This is a genomic window from Sedimenticola selenatireducens (assembly GCF_007625115.1).
Taxonomy (GTDB): Bacteria; Pseudomonadota; Gammaproteobacteria; order Chromatiales; family Chromatiaceae; genus Sedimenticola; species Sedimenticola selenatireducens_A.
Genome location: NZ_VMNH01000029.1, coordinates 37,677 through 52,632, shown reverse-complemented (window position 1 = coordinate 52,632; position 14,956 = coordinate 37,677). Strand labels below are relative to the sequence as shown.

Sequence of the window (14,956 nt, the reverse complement as noted above, 5' to 3'; positions counted from 1 at the left end):
TGTCAGCCACTCGGCCAGCTCTCCTAATTTGTTCCCGCGTTTTAATGATCCTTACGGATCATGCAGGGGCACGCGTTATTCGGTGCTTCGCACCTCACCCCTTTGGGGCCGTCCTTCGGACGTTCAAGATCGCTTACGATCTTGTCAGCCACTCGGCCAGCTCTCCTAATTTGTTCCCGCGTTTTAATGATCCTTACGGATCATGCAGGGGCACGCGTTATTCGGTGCTTTGCACCTCACCCCTTTGGGGCCGTCCTTCGGACGTTCAAGATCGCTTACGATCTTGTCAGCCACTCGGCCAGCTCTCCTAATCTTTCTACACGCTTTAATGATCCTCACGGATCATAGAGGGGCACGCGTTATTCAGTGCTTTGCACCCCCCTCCTTTGTTCTGGACAGAACACCTGTACCAAAAAGAGGCCGTATTCTAACCCATTTTTTTTCGTATTGCTTCTAAGAATTCACTTAAAATCGGGTAACTGATGCACCCTATTTTAAACAATAATTTACACCTGACGACAAGGTCACCCGATTGAATAGAAGCGTGATATCACGGGGCCTGGACGGCCCCGCTATAGCAGAAAGATCTATTCGTCTGCTATTTCCTGGTCTGTCTGCTCACGTTTGATGCGTTCGTAAATTTCTTCACGATGCACTGTTACATCACGTGGGGCATTAACACCAATTCGTACCTGATTACCTTTGACGCCTAGCACCGTTACAGTCACTTCGTCACCGATCATCAGGGTCTCACCTACACGGCGTGTCAAAATTAACATCGTCCTATCTCCCTGTTATATTTCCACTGTGACATCCAAATTACTTCCGCTTTGACGATCTCCATCGTCACGTCAGTAATCAAAATGCCGCCAACCAAGCACTTACCCCACAGGAGATGTGGTGAAAGAGCGGTGGAATTCTATCAGTTAACCCTTTGAGAAATAAAGGGAATATAAAGACTATACTGCAGACTCCTAAGGCATTACCAAACTGATAGACGGAACAACTCGCTCCGTATAAGTAAACTTTAGCCTATCTTTACTGGTTCTGCTGCAAGGTCAAAGGCCTCATGTAGAGCTCGGACACCCAGCTCCAGGTACTTTTCATCAACGACAACAGATATTTTAATCTCTGAGGTTGAGATCATGCGGATATTGATCCCCTCTTTTGAGAGCGCCTGGAACATGGAGCTCGCGATACCTGCATGCGAACGCATGCCAACGCCCACCAGGGAGATCTTTACAATCGCGTTATCACCGATCACTTCACGTGCACCCAGGCTCGTTGCCACATCATTTAATATGGATACAGCCTTGTCATAATCATTTCGATGTACGGTAAAGGTAAAGTCGGTCGTCTCATCCTGACCAATATTCTGGATAATCATGTCTACTTCGATATTGGCTGCCGAGATCGGCCCCAAAATCTGGTAGGCAACACCCGGCTGATCCGGCACACCCAGGATGGTCAGTTTGGCTTCATCACGGTTAAATGCGATACCTGAAATTTTTGCGTCTTCCATACCCTTGTCCTCAAAGGTGATCAAGGTTCCCTCGCCCTCTTCAAAACTCGAGAGTACGCGTAGGGGTACATTATATTTACCGGCAAATTCCACCGCTCGAATCTGTAGAACCTTAGATCCGAGGCTGGCCATTTCCAGCATCTCTTCAAACGAAATCTTGCTCATGCGTCGGGCTTTGGGCTCAACTCGAGGATCAGTGGTGTAAACACCATCCACATCAGTGAAGATCTGACACTCATCCGCCTTCAGTGCTGCGGCAAGCGCAACAGCCGTAGTATCAGAACCACCACGACCCAGCGTAGTGATGCTGCCTTGCTCATCGATACCCTGAAACCCAGCAACGACGACAACGCAACCTGACTCCAGGTCGGACCTGACTTTAATGTCGTCGATATCCTGAATGCGTGCCTTGCTGTAAGCACTGTCAGTCAGAATATGTACCTGACCACCTGTATATGACTTAGCGGGGCAGCCAATTTTATGTAATGCCATGGAGAGCAACGCAATCGTTACCTGCTCGCCCGTAGAAACAAGCACATCCATCTCACGATTAGAGGGGTGCTCTTCTATCGCTTTTGCCAAGGAAATCAGTCGGTTGGTCTCTCCAGACATAGCGGACACAACGACGACCACCTGGTCGCCACGATTCCGCACCGCTGCAACCTTTTCGGCCACAGCCTGAATCCGTTCGATAGTTCCGACAGATGTGCCACCGTATTTCTGTACGATCAAGGCCATTGATTCTGCTACTCGCTTTCCAGTTATGCGCTTCACCCAGCCGTCTGGCTAGGCATCCAAAGGGCGCTAATTAAACAACAAAAAACAGGCGGTTTCCATGATTTCATAACAAACCACACCGTATTTCTAGCTTGTGATTGAGATTACGCGCCAAGGGATTCCTTGACCCATCCCTCTACAGATGCCAACGCCGCAGGAAGGGCTGAAGGATCATTACCGCCAGCCTGGGCCATGTCGGGTCGACCGCCCCCCTTGCCACCCACCTGTTCAGCAACAAATTTAACCAGATCGCCCGCTTTCAAAGCAGGAATCTGATCTTTCGTAACGCCCGCGACCAGACTCACTTTATCACCACTGACAGCCGCAAGAAGGATGACCGCACTGCCTAACTTGTTCTTGAGCTGATCCATTGTGTCACGCAGAGATTTTGGATCCACGCCATCAAGTTTTGCTGCCAAGACCTTGATACCCGCTACTTCAACGGCATTACTGGCCAGGTCACTCCCCGCCGCACTCGCGAGCTTGCCTTTCAACTGCTCCAGCTCTTTTTCTAATCGACGACTGCGATCAACCAGCTGGGCGACCTTTTCAGCCACGTCATCACGGCCGGATTTAACCAGGTCAGCCACGCGTTGCAGCCGATTTTCATCTTCTTCAACCCATTGAAGCGCCGCGGCACCAGTGACCGCTTCAATACGGCGAACACCTGATGCAATTCCCGTTTCCGACGTGATTTTGAACAAGCCGATATCGCCAACTGCTTTTACGTGCGTACCGCCACACAGTTCCGTGGAGAAATCTCCCATGCGCAAAACCCGGACATTATCGCCGTATTTTTCACCGAACAGTGCCATCGCACCGCTTGCTTTAGCGTCTTCCAGAGACATAATACGGGTCTGAACCATGTGGTTTTCCCGAATCTGTTCATTGACCATGCGCTCAATCTCTTTCAGCTGTTCACGACTGACAGGCTCAAAGTGCGAGAAGTCAAAACGCAGACGCTCCGGGTTTACCAGAGAACCCTTCTGCTGAACATGATCACCCAACACACGCTGAAGGGCGGCGTGCATCAGATGTGTGGCGGAGTGATTGAGCGCGGTAGCTTCACGTTTATGTTCATCGACCTGTGCGATAACCTCACTGCCGATACGGAGAGAATCACCTTTATATTTTCCCCGGTGGATGAAGACATCACCGCCTTGTTTCTGAGTATCCATCACAATAAAGCGGGTTTCACCGGAAGCCAGCTCACCCACATCACCGACCTGACCACCGGACTCCGCATAGAACGGCGTCCGATCAAGAATCACAAGACCCTCTTCACCGTCACCCAGCGTCTCGACAGACTTACCCTCTTGGAATAGCGCAATCACGGTCGCTTTGCTCTCTAGCTTGTCATAACCTGTGAATTCAGTTGCGCCATCGAGGTTTATTTCAACCTGCTGGACATTTCCAAACTGACTGGCTGCCCGAGCAAGCTCCCGCTGTGCCTCCATCGCACGCTCGTACCCTTCCATATCCAGTGTCAGCTCACGTTCGCGAGCAATATCCGCCGTCAAATCAGTAGGAAATCCATATGTATCATAAAGTTTGAAAACCGTATCACCAGGGATCTGTTTGCCTTCAAGGGTTCCGATTGTGTAATCCAGTATCTTCATACCCTGCTCAAGAGTTTCGGCAAAACGCTCCTCTTCCAGCCGCAGTACTCGGGTTACCTGATCGGCCATCGCAGGCAGTTCAGGATAGGCACTCCCCATCTCCTGACTGAGTGGTGCTACCAGTTTATGGAAGAAAGGATCTTTTTTACCCAGCATGTAGCCGTGACGAATAGCCCGACGAATGATTCGCCGCAACACATAACCACGTCCTTCATTTGAAGGTAGCACGCCATCAACAATCAAAAAGGCGCAGGAACGAATATGATCAGCAATGACCCGAAGGGATTTCTCTTCAAGATTTGCACAACCCGTGATCTCTGAAGCGGCCTTGATCAGATTCTGAAACAGATCGATTTCGTAGTTGCTGTGGACGTGTTGAAGCACGGCCGCGAGTCGTTCCAACCCCATGCCGGTATCGACTGAAGGGCGGGGTAGCGGTGTCATCTCACCGGATTGATCCCGGTTGAATTGCATGAACACCAGATTCCAGATCTCGATATAGCGATCACCATCCTCTTCTGGTGATCCCGGAGGCCCACCCCAGATTTCAGGACCGTGATCATAGAAGATCTCGGAACAGGGACCGCAGGGACCAGTATCACCCATAGACCAGAAATTATCTTTGGCCCCGCAGCGCGAGAAGCGATCAGGATCAATCTTCATCTCCTTGAGCCAGATATCCTCTGCTTCCTGATCCTCTTCAAACACTGTCACCCAAAGCTTCTCTTCCGGCAAACCCAACTCTTTCGTCAGAAAATCCCAGGCATATTGAATCGCTTCACGTTTGAAATAGTCACCAAAGCTGAAATTGCCCAGCATCTCAAAGAAGGTGTGATGGCGTGCGGTATAGCCTACATTCTCCAGGTCATTGTGCTTACCACCAGCCCGGACACAGCGCTGTGAGGTGGTCGCCCGAACATAGTCGCGCTTCTCCCTTCCCAGAAAAGTATCCTTGAACTGGACCATGCCAGCGTTAGTGAACAGCAGAGTTGGGTCGTCATGGGGCACCAGTGAGCTACTGGCAACCTCCTGATGGCCATTCTCTTTAAAGAAATTCAGAAATGCGGTGCGTAATTCGGCGCTGGTCTTCATACAGGCTAGGCTATTCAGATTAAAGAAATGGTGGATATTAGGCAGAAGCTTCGGTGTTGTCACCTGCAATTCTACGGAAATCGTTCTGTCAGGACAATTAAAGTCCGCCGTATGACGCGCTTTTTATACGCGAAAACAATTCCCGAATGCCGCTTCAACTTGGACAACACCGCGTTCCACCGTATTATGGCCTTTCTATAACGAGTCACCAAGGCAAGCACATGCAAATCAGTCAGGATAAAGTAGTCACCATTGAATACACCATGACAGACCCACTCGGGAATCTGCTGGATACATCGGATAATGGCGACACAATCTCATTCATCCAGGGTAAAGGGGGCATATTCCCAGCGCTGGAGGAGGCCCTCGAAAACAGGTCGATCGGCGAAAGAGTGCAGATTACCCTTCCACCGGAGCAAGCCTATGGTGCGACCGATGAGCGACTGATCAAAATAATCCCACGTGATAAATTCAGAGTTGAAGGCGAAATTGTTGTCGGCAGTCAATTCAAAACCCGCAGAGATGACATCGATATCCTGGTCACCATTGTCAAGGTGGACGACGACAGTGTCGTAGTCGACGCCAATCCGCCTCTGGCCGGCGTCACTATTAACATGGATGTCATTATTGTCGAAGTACGAGATGCGATTGAGGAAGAATTGCTGACAGGTCAGGTTCAGAATATGGATGAGATCTACGAGAAAGAACATAAGAAGAGTATGGCGGTAGAACTTAAATAACTCGTCGATCAATAGCACACAGGCCATTTACAATCGAGTGGCCTGTGTCAATCGCCACCTAGCCCCCCCCTATTTGCTTGCGGCTACTCCGAAACCATTGTCACCTAACAGACTTCGCTGAGCCTGTAGTTATAAACGCTTCCATTTTCCGTTGCATATAGACCTCAAAATCCTTTGCCGGGATAGGCGGGCTGAAGAGGTAACCCTGTCCCAGCTCACACCCTTCCCGACGTAAAAAAGCCAACTGCTCCTCAGTCTCGATGCCCTCCGCGATAACATCCAACTGTAGATTTCCTGCCAGAGAAATAATAGCGCGTGCGATCGCCTCGTCATTCGGGTCTTGCGGAATATCCCTGACGAATGACTTATCAATCTTCAGATTATTAATGGGCAGTTGCTTTAAGTAGGAAAGCGAAGAGTAACCGGTACCAAAATCATCAATAGATAATGTAACACCAAGCGCACGCAGTTCACTCAACACCCCTATGGCTTTGTCGGCCTGATCCATAAGGAAGCTCTCAGTAATCTCCAACTCTAATAAAGAGGCAGCCAGTCCTGAATCCTTCAGCGCCTGCTTTACCGTCTCCACTAAATTTCCACGTTGCAACTGCTGCCCTGAAAGATTGACCGCTACCGTCCCGGTTTCAAGTCCTTTCTCACGCCACTGTTTGATTTGTCTGCAAGCCGTGTTTAATACCCATGACCCAATGGGGACGATAAGCCCGGTGTCTTCTGCCAAGGGGATAAAGTTATCTGGGGGCACTAACCCCATATCAGGATGCAGCCAGCGCACCAATGCCTCCGAGCCAATGAGCTTGCCATCCACCAGTGAAATCTTTGGTTGAAAATAGACCACAAATTGATCCAGGACAATGGCTTGGCGAAGACTATTCTCCAGCAATACTCGTTTCACTGCAGATGAAGTCATCTCTTCCGTATAATATTGATAGCCGTCACGTCCTTGGGCTTTCGCCTGATACATCGCCGCATCTGCGTTGCGGAGCAGTGTAGCCGCTGTATCGCCATCATTCGGATAGATACTGATTCCAATGCTGGCAGCAATATGCAGATTATGTTCTTCGATAATGAATGGATCATTTAGGCTTAGCGCTAACTTGGCAGCTATATTACCCGCACGCTCTTGATTAGTGAGTTGCTCAAGTAGCACCGTAAATTCATCCCCTCCCAGACGAGCAACGGTGTCCTCATCACGTAATTGCCCCTTCAGTCGAGAGGCTACTTTTTGAAGCAGTGCATCACCAATAGGATGCCCCAGACTATCATTGATATTTTTAAAAAGATCCAGGTCAATAAACAACACGGCCAGGCAAGTACCATCCCGCTTTGCTCGCTCAAGCGCATGATCAAGCCGGGCGGTAAAAAGTAGACGATTGGGAAGCTCAGTTAATGGATCATGGTGAGCCAGATATTCAAGTTGGCTTTCTGATTCTTTGATATCACTGATATCAGAAAAGACTGCCACATAGTTAGTCAACCTGCCACGTTCATCCCTTACCGTACTAATAGTCTCCCATTCTGGATAAATTTCGCCATTCTTCCGGCGATTCCAAATTTCACCCCGCCAATAACCAGCACTATCAATGGCGGCCCACATTTCGCTATAAAACGCATCCGTATGTTTTCCAGATTTAAACATACTTGGATCTCTCCCAAAGACTTCCGCTTCGGTGTATCCGGTAATATCAGTGAAGGCTGTATTTACAGCAGTAATCTTTCCATTCACATCAGTGATCAACACACCTTCTCGTGTACTCTCAAATACTGTTGCCGAAAGCCGTAAGCGTTCTTCCGAAAACAACCGCTCAGATATGTCTCTTACAAGCGCCTGAATCCCTCCATCAGGTAATGCGCGAGCACTCACTTCAACGGGGAGAACCGAACCATCACGGCGGATCATTTTGCGCTGTATAATTAACGAGCCTTTTCGATGTACCTCGCTACGTTGCTTTTCATAGCTCTCGCAGTCAGCAGAATCAATGAACTCATCAACACGGTGACTCAACAAAGCATCCACCGTATACCCCAACATAACCTGAAGTGATCGATTACAATCGGTGATCACACCTTGTTTATCTGTAACAATCAGTCCATCGGCTGCTTGTTCAATGAGCGTTCGATACCGACTCTCACTTGCCTTGAGTGCCTTCTGCGCTCTCATTCGATCAGTGATATCCATTCGAATGACTAATGTACCTTTCTCCTGCGTCGGAAACTCCATCACTTCAATCCAGCGATCATTCTTGACCTTTAAGATAAATGGCTTTCTTTCCTTATGCATACGCACACGTTTTTCTACCCAGTCATCAACGGACACGCCTTCCAGATCCACCAGTCCGACTGTTGCCAGGGCATGATTCAGTTGCCGGAAAGACAAACCGGGCTTGAGCATTGAACCGATTTCTTTTACAGCCTTACGATAAGCACTGTTGCAGAGAATCATTTGATCATTATTATCAAAAAGAATGACACCGCCGGGGACACTCTCAATCGCATCATGCAACCGGTTCTGCAGACGCCGTTCGGCCTGCCGCGCCTCCACTTCAGAGGTCAGGTTATAACCAATCCCACGGTATCCTTTGAATTTTCCTGTCGAATCAAACAGGGGAATTCCACTTACTCTGACGTATATTTTCTGCGCATCTGGACGTTTAATACTGTACTGAAAATCGCTGAAGGGAAGATGCGCTTCTAGCTGAGCAAGATGTTCATCCCACATACTTTTATCGTACCCTTCAACCAGCAAGTCCTTACGAGATTTTCCAATAAACATATCAGCCGGAACGCCAATGGCCTCTTCAAGTCGATCAGAGAAATAGCTGAAACGTAAATCGGCATCCATCTCCCAAAACCAATCTGATGCCACCTCAGCAAAATCCTGAAAACGCTTCCGTTCTTCAAGAAGCCTCTGTTCCGTTTGATTACGCTCAAGTTCTGAGGATATACGTGTTGCAAAGATACGTAGAATTGACTCTACATATTGTGGATTCTCAATTGGGTGCTTAAAGAGCACAACCAGGAGTCCCTGTTGCTCACCATGTGAATCTGCCAATGGCGCCCCAGCATAACCCTCTGCAGAATACTTCACTAAAGTGGTATCGTTAGGAAAAAGATCACAGGCATGCTCTGGATAGATACAATACTCACCCTGAAGAAGCTCGGCACAAGGCCCTCCTTCAAGCGAATAGCTAAAGCTTTCTTCACTCCCCTCCGGGTTATAGACCGCTAAGGAATGCACTCGGTTTTTGCTATCAGCATCATGCATCCCCAAAAATGAATAAAAACCACCTAGCGCCGGGGTCAGCGTTTGCAATAGTGTGCTAAAGAAACCCACGCCACTCTCTGATGAGATACCCTTAGCAATCTCAAGAATAGCATCATGCTGTTTTCGCTTAGTCGTGACATCTTGAATCAGAGCCAATACTTGTGGCGCTTTATCTTGCGACGGTATAACTGAAGTGGAAATACTGATTACACAGGATTCACCATCCGCACGCGTGATTGACCACTCTTCTCCCCGCAGGTCATCTCCCTGGCGCATTCTACCCATGCGCTCAATGGCTCGAGCCTGTTGTTCAGGGTCAGGGTAGAGCGATTGATACCAACCCTTCTGATTAATTTGTTCGCGAGTGTATCCTGTTATCTCACTCATTCGATCATTCCAGAGCGTAAAGTGAAGGTACGGGAAATCTTCCACTGGATAACAAACACACAGACCTTCAGCCGCCTTTTCGATGACCGCATTACGAAATGCCGCATCTTTCAATTGGGCATGTTCTAATTCCTTAACACCCGTTAAATCTGTCCCCACACCACGATAACCGAGAAACTCACCAGCGGGGCCAAATCGCGCTTTTCCGTTGAGGCGAATAATGCGGGAGTCCCCATCGGGTCTCGTCCAATTCACTTCTACTGAGAGTTCCGGTTCATGCGCCTCCATTCGCAGCAAATGTTGTCGCCACCCATCATCAATATACGACTGAGTATTGTGTGCCTCCTTACGCGTTTTACCGATCAATTCCAAGGGTGGAACTCCCAGCACCTCCTCAACGCGACCAGAAAGATAGACAAAACGTAAGTCATGATCCATCTCCCAGAACCAGTCGGCCGCCGTCTCGGCAAAATCCCGAAATCTTTCTTCGCTTTGCCGAAGAGCGCCTTCCAGCTCAACACGAGTAGTTATATCAATCACGTTTGAAAGAAGGGGTTCAGATTTATCCTCTGGCACCTGTATCTTGATTAACGCCTGGATAAACTGTCGGGTAAAACTGTGTAGTAAAATCTCGACTTCAATCTTTCGGGAGCCGAGCATGAATCCAACAAGTGCTTTTTTGAACGATGTATAGCTGCTTTCTGGAAAAAGCCGATGAATGGGCCCTAACAATTGAGCTTCATTTTCCGCATGAAACAACTCAATCGCTGCAGGGTTGGCCCGGGTGACAATGATTTTGGATGCAGCGACCGAAAGAAGCTGTGGATTACTGTCGAAGAAACGCTCTGGTTCTTGTATTGCCTTCTGATCAAGTGTATCAAACCATCGAAGCAGCGCAGACACATCCTGTTCCAGGATACCAACACCAGCAGATTTGAAGATTCTACGATAGAGTGCTTCACTGGCCTGAGCTGCCTGCTCAAGCATCTTGCGTTCTGTGAAATCAATAACGAGATTAACAGTACCCGTAAGAACACCCTGCTCAAACAGTGGTGCGGAAATAAACAGCGCCCATAACGACGTTCCATCCTTACGAATAAAACAAAACTCGCGCTCTTCTTTATGTCCTGCCTTGCTGCGAGCAAGACAAACCAGTGCTTGGCCGCGTGCAGAGATCTCAATAAATTCACCCAGAGGTCTTCCGAGCATATCCTGCTGACTGTACCCGAGCATGGAAGCTACACTCTGATTAACAAACTGAGTGTGCCCCTCAATATCCAGCAGCCAAACACCATCCAATGTAGTTTCTATGATTTCTTTATACTGTTCGAGTGACAGTGAAGGTAAGCGCAAGCCATTTTCCTCATTCTTAACAGGGTTTCATCAAGTGATAATGATCACTCGCTGATAGAATGAGTATAGTTATAAGCGTTGGAAGTTTGAATAAATTATGCGGAAAATTGAGGGGATCGGGCAAAACATACCAGTGATTGGCCGCTTGAGTACGATCTTACTACCCCGAGATAAACTATGGCACGTAAATCCGTCAATAACGCCCTAGAAAACTTATAGATCATTTCCCCAAAGATAACTGCGAATAAGCTCAGAAGGGAAGCCACGGTATTCTAAAAAGCGAGCACATTTTACTTGGGCTTTGAAATTATCTGGAAGAGAATCACCAAACTTACGGCGACAACATTCGCCGAGCCATTCAAACCACTGTTCATCACTTGGATCCGCATAGCGATTAACAAGATCAGGGGAGATACCACGTTCTTGCAACTCAATACGAATGCGTACAGGACCGAAGCCTTTCTTCCTTCGATAGCTGACATACTGCTCGGCAAAACGCTCATCACTCAGATAACCACTCGACTCAAGTGAATCCAACACTTGACCAAGCAAAACCCTATCTTCCGTTCTGGCCTGTAACTTTCTACGCAGTTCGGCGCGACTATGCTCTCTGTTTGTAAGCAGGCGGATAGCCGCCTGCTCCAACTCAGCCGACTCTGACACGCTAGGCCTCTATCTCGACCTCTGAAGTATCGGCTGCAACATCTACCTTTGGGAAAGCCTGATTTCTAATCTGATCTTCGAGATGCTGTGCGATATCGGGATTCTCCTTTAGAAAATTCCGCACATTATCTTTGCCCTGACCAATCCGATCACCGTTGTAGCTGTACCAGGCGCCCGATTTATCAACCAAGCCATACTGTACGCCGAGATCAATAAGCTCCCCTTCACGTGAGATGCCTTCCCCATAGAGAATCTCAAAATTAACCTGTTTAAAAGGCGGGGCGACTTTGTTCTTGACCACCTTCACCTTGGTCTCATTACCCACAACCTCATCACCCTTCTTGATCGCACCTGTCCGGCGGATATCCAACCGCACCGAGGCATAGAATTTGAGTGCATTGCCACCTGTTGTGGTCTCTGGTGAGCCAAACATGACGCCAATCTTCATGCGTATTTGATTAATGAAGATCACGATACAATTAGAGCGTTTAATGTTAGCCGTCAGTTTACGTAGCGCCTGGGACATGAGACGTGCTTGCAGACCTACATGGGTATCTCCCATATCACCTTCGATCTCCGCCTTAGGCGTAAGTGCCGCTACCGAGTCCACTACGACAACATCCACGGCACCAGAACGCACCAACATATCGGTGATTTCCAACGCTTGCTCGCCGGTATCAGGCTGGGAGACGAGCAGCTCATCGACATTGACGCCCAGTTTTTCAGCGTACTGCGGATCCAGTGCATGCTCGGCATCGACAAATGCTGCTGTCCCCCCTTTTTTCTGGGATTCAGCCACGATATGCAGCGAGAGCGTAGTCTTGCCTGATGATTCAGGGCCATAGATCTCTATCACACGTCCTTTAGGAACACCCCCTATCCCTAGCGCAATATCCAGATTCAGTGAACCTGTTGATATGGCTTCAATATTCCGTATAGCCGTACCGTCACCCATCCGCATAACGGCACCCTTTCCAAACTGTTTCTCAATCTGGCTCAGTGCAGCACCCAAAGCTTTTTTGCGATTATCGTCCATAGTGTTCCCCCGGTTGAAGATCGGCAGCTCCCTGCTAGCCGAAATGTTCTCTTGATGTTCTCCATTATTGCATAGACTGAAGCTCAAGTCATGAGTCAGTTTGCCAATATTTGTTATTTTTTTCGAATCTGGTCTTTGGTATAGAATCAACCCGCTCCACTGGCCGATTTACTCAATCAATACAGGTACAATGGGATCTTCATTTTCCATAACCGGCATCACAAGGCATTGAGCGTATGTTACCAGACGCAACTGTAGGCATTCCCCATCACCCGCTGCGCACTCAGCTGGCCAATGAAGTCCATGCCCGCCCCTACGAGCTGCTGACTGCACCTGTTCAGGCCAGCCACTTGGCGATTTTATCCGACGAGTCGCTGTTATCCAGTGAAAGAACGATGATCAGCGCCTTGTGTGAACGATTTGATGTCGCGCCCCCTACTGCATCTGCCAGACATTACAGTGCAGACATGGGAATATTCCGACTTAAATGGGAACGCCACACTGAATTCTCCACCTATACGTTTTTTCATGCCGCACCCTTCAAGCAGCCCTTTCAAAGTACGGCCATTGAATTGATTCCAAAAGAGTGGCTGAAAGATCTACCCGGTGAGCTGCTCGCGGCTATCCATGTGGCCCTCATTCCGCGCGATTACCCAAAAAGTGACATTGAAGAGCTGGCCACCCATTTCGCCAGCAATACCGTTACCGGATCGCAGGTAGCTGGTGGAGCCGCCGAAGTTTGGACAGATTTCCATATTCACGCGGATGGATTCAGCCGTTTCCTGGTGCAAGACAACACCCTGCGCAGCCGTCAGGCAGGACGGTTAATCCAACGACTCTGTGAAGTGGAACAGTACCGGATACTGGCATTACTAGCGTTTCCCCTGGCCCAACGATACGGGCAGACCCTTACCCGATTAGATCAAGCTCTAAACAACCTGACCGGCAAGATCGTCGACATCGATAATCTGCAAGACGAGCATCAGGCGCTGGAAGCGTTGACTGGATTGGCGGCTGAACTCGAGCAGATCTCATCCAGCACCAGCTATCGCTTCAGCGCCGCAGCTGCTTACTACGACATCATCCATCAGCGACTGGATGATCTACGGGAGGAACGGATTCAAGGCGTTCAGATGCTACATGAGTTTATGGAGCGCCGACTGGCCCCCGCCATGCACACGTGCCAATCTGTCAATCAACGCATACAAACATTAGCTAAGCGAATCACCCGTGCTTCCAATCTTTTACGAACTCGGGTTGATGTAAGCATGGAAGGCCAGACAAAAGATCTGCTCAAATCAATGGATCGGCGCGCCCATCTGCAACTGAGGATGCAGGAGACTGTTGAAGGACTCTCTGTAGTGGTCCTGAGTTACTATCTGCTGGGACTAACCGGCTATGGATTAAAGGCACTCAAATCAGCCGGTGTCGGTGTAAATGTTGAGCTGGGCACCGGCATCGCCATACCCATCATAATCACCGTCGTATTTTTTGCTGTGCGGCGATTGAAACGGCTTGCTGGCCATGGAAAGGAAGAAGCGAGCTAACATTAAAAAAGAAGGGCAAGATCGCATTAAAGCAGCGCCAACACCCCTTTCAATGCCACGATTACCGCCTGCCGACGCACGCTATCACGGTCACCGGAAAAGTGATGACACGCGGCTTGAACGGGCCCACCTGTTCGCTGCCAAGCAAACCAGACCGTGCCAACCGGCTTTTCAAGGCTCCCACCACCTGGCCCGGCAATGCCACTGACCGAGAGCGCCAGTGAAGCACCACTACTTGCCAAGGCACCGACCACCATCTCTTTAACAACTGCTTCACTCACCGCCCCCTGTTCGGACAGCGTCTGCTCTCTCACACCCAACATTTCCTGCTTGGCGGTATTACTATAGGTCACAAAACCGCGATCAAACCACTCACTGCTTCCAGCAATATCGGTCAAAACCTTTGCAACCCAGCCACCCGTGCAGGACTCTGCTGTAGCCAGCATTAACCCAGCCTCCAGTAGTCCATCCGCAATCTGCTGCGCTATTTTTTCGGGTGATTCACTCATCCCAACAGTATCTGGTTTCATTCTGTCATGTGCAAGCCCAAAGCCCTGCCCAGCAAAACCCCAACTTGGAACCTGACCAGCCGGGTCTTTTCGGCTACACTGTGCAGCCCTGTATCATCTAGTCTGAAGGTTGCAATGGAAATCCTCTGCGAACACAAAGCATCACCAGCAAAACTTGAAATTCTCGGCGTATTTGAGTGGCCGATTTGGGAGAAAGAGATCTCCGAATTCCCCTGGCATTATGACCGCACTGAAGTCTGCTATTTTTTACGTGGACAGGTCATTGTCACACCCGATGGCGGAGAACCCCAGACATTTGGCAGGGGCGATCTGGTTACTTTCCCGGCAGGTCTGACCTGTAGTTGGAAAGTGCTCAAAGCTGTAGAAAAGCACTATAACTTCGAATAGATACCGAATAACTCTCAGCA

Annotated in this window: 10 protein-coding genes; 3 read left to right on the top strand and 7 right to left on the bottom strand. The window is 49.1% G+C overall.

Annotation, left to right across the window (positions count from 1 at the left end; genetic code table 11):
- Positions 1–587: 587 nt before the first annotated feature.
- From csrA to alaS, 3 genes are all read right to left on the bottom strand, one after another.
- Entirely contained in the window at positions 588–779 is a 192-nt protein-coding gene (csrA, locus tag FHP88_RS17570; protein ID WP_144360409.1) for a carbon storage regulator CsrA, read from the bottom strand.
- A 248-nt stretch (positions 780–1,027) separates the two neighbouring features.
- Positions 1,028–2,260, bottom strand: a complete 1,233-nt coding sequence (locus FHP88_RS17565) for an aspartate kinase (protein ID WP_144360408.1) — start codon at positions 2,258–2,260, stop codon at positions 1,028–1,030.
- Between the two features lie 143 nt (positions 2,261–2,403).
- A complete protein-coding gene (gene alaS / locus FHP88_RS17560; RefSeq protein WP_144360410.1) occupies positions 2,404–5,010 on the bottom strand; it encodes an alanine--tRNA ligase in 2,607 nt (868 codons plus the stop codon).
- Between the two features lie 221 nt (positions 5,011–5,231).
- Here alaS and FHP88_RS17555 point away from each other — a divergent pair, with 221 nt between their 5' ends.
- Positions 5,232–5,750 carry an FKBP-type peptidyl-prolyl cis-trans isomerase gene (locus FHP88_RS17555; RefSeq protein WP_144360407.1) on the top strand — a complete coding sequence of 173 codons (519 nt, stop codon included), beginning with the start codon at positions 5,232–5,234 and terminating at the stop codon, positions 5,748–5,750.
- Positions 5,751–5,850: 100 nt separating this feature from the next.
- Here FHP88_RS17555 and FHP88_RS17550 read toward each other — a convergent pair whose 3' ends face one another.
- The 3 genes from FHP88_RS17550 to recA all read right to left on the bottom strand — a co-directional run bounded on the left by FHP88_RS17550 (position 5,851) and on the right by recA (position 12,472).
- Entirely contained in the window at positions 5,851–10,773 is a 4,923-nt protein-coding gene (locus FHP88_RS17550; RefSeq protein WP_144360406.1) for an EAL and GGDEF domain-containing protein, read from the bottom strand.
- Positions 10,774–10,986: 213 nt separating this feature from the next.
- Positions 10,987–11,436, bottom strand: a complete 450-nt coding sequence (locus FHP88_RS17545) for a regulatory protein RecX (protein WP_144360405.1) — start codon at positions 11,434–11,436, stop codon at positions 10,987–10,989.
- 1 nt (position 11,437) lies between these two features.
- A complete protein-coding gene (recA, locus tag FHP88_RS17540; RefSeq protein ID WP_144360404.1) occupies positions 11,438–12,472 on the bottom strand; it encodes a recombinase RecA in 1,035 nt (344 codons plus the stop codon).
- Positions 12,473–12,708: 236 nt separating this feature from the next.
- Here recA and FHP88_RS17535 point away from each other — a divergent pair, with 236 nt between their 5' ends.
- Complete coding sequence (locus FHP88_RS17535; RefSeq protein ID WP_144360403.1) at positions 12,709–14,019, top strand: DUF3422 family protein; 1,311 nt, start codon at positions 12,709–12,711, stop codon at positions 14,017–14,019.
- Positions 14,020–14,045: 26 nt separating this feature from the next.
- Here the strand turns inward: FHP88_RS17535 and pncC are convergent, their stop codons facing one another.
- Positions 14,046–14,528 carry a nicotinamide-nucleotide amidase gene (gene pncC, locus FHP88_RS17530; protein WP_144360402.1) on the bottom strand — a complete coding sequence of 161 codons (483 nt, stop codon included), beginning with the start codon at positions 14,526–14,528 and terminating at the stop codon, positions 14,046–14,048.
- A 135-nt stretch (positions 14,529–14,663) separates the two neighbouring features.
- Here pncC and FHP88_RS17525 point away from each other — a divergent pair, with 135 nt between their 5' ends.
- Positions 14,664–14,936: a cupin domain-containing protein gene (locus FHP88_RS17525; protein ID WP_144360401.1), complete on the top strand. Its 273-nt coding sequence runs from the start codon at positions 14,664–14,666 to the stop codon at positions 14,934–14,936.
- Positions 14,937–14,956 lie beyond the last annotated feature (20 nt).

Excerpts from the sequence above, each read along its gene's own strand:
- recA (WP_144360404.1), bottom strand. The coding sequence starts at position 12,472 with ATGGACGATAATCGCAAAAAAGCTTTGGGTGCTGCACTGAGCCAGATT.
- FHP88_RS17565 (WP_144360408.1), bottom strand. The coding sequence starts at position 2,260 with ATGGCCTTGATCGTACAGAAATACGGTGGCACATCTGTCGGAACTATC.
- pncC (WP_144360402.1), bottom strand. The coding sequence starts at position 14,528 with ATGAGTGAATCACCCGAAAAAATAGCGCAGCAGATTGCGGATGGACTA.
- csrA (WP_144360409.1), bottom strand. The coding sequence starts at position 779 with ATGTTAATTTTGACACGCCGTGTAGGTGAGACCCTGATGATCGGTGAC.
- FHP88_RS17555 (WP_144360407.1), top strand. The coding sequence starts at position 5,232 with ATGCAAATCAGTCAGGATAAAGTAGTCACCATTGAATACACCATGACA.
- alaS (WP_144360410.1), bottom strand. The coding sequence starts at position 5,010 with ATGAAGACCAGCGCCGAATTACGCACCGCATTTCTGAATTTCTTTAAA.
- FHP88_RS17535 (WP_144360403.1), top strand. The coding sequence starts at position 12,709 with ATGTTACCAGACGCAACTGTAGGCATTCCCCATCACCCGCTGCGCACT.
- FHP88_RS17525 (WP_144360401.1), top strand. The coding sequence starts at position 14,664 with ATGGAAATCCTCTGCGAACACAAAGCATCACCAGCAAAACTTGAAATT.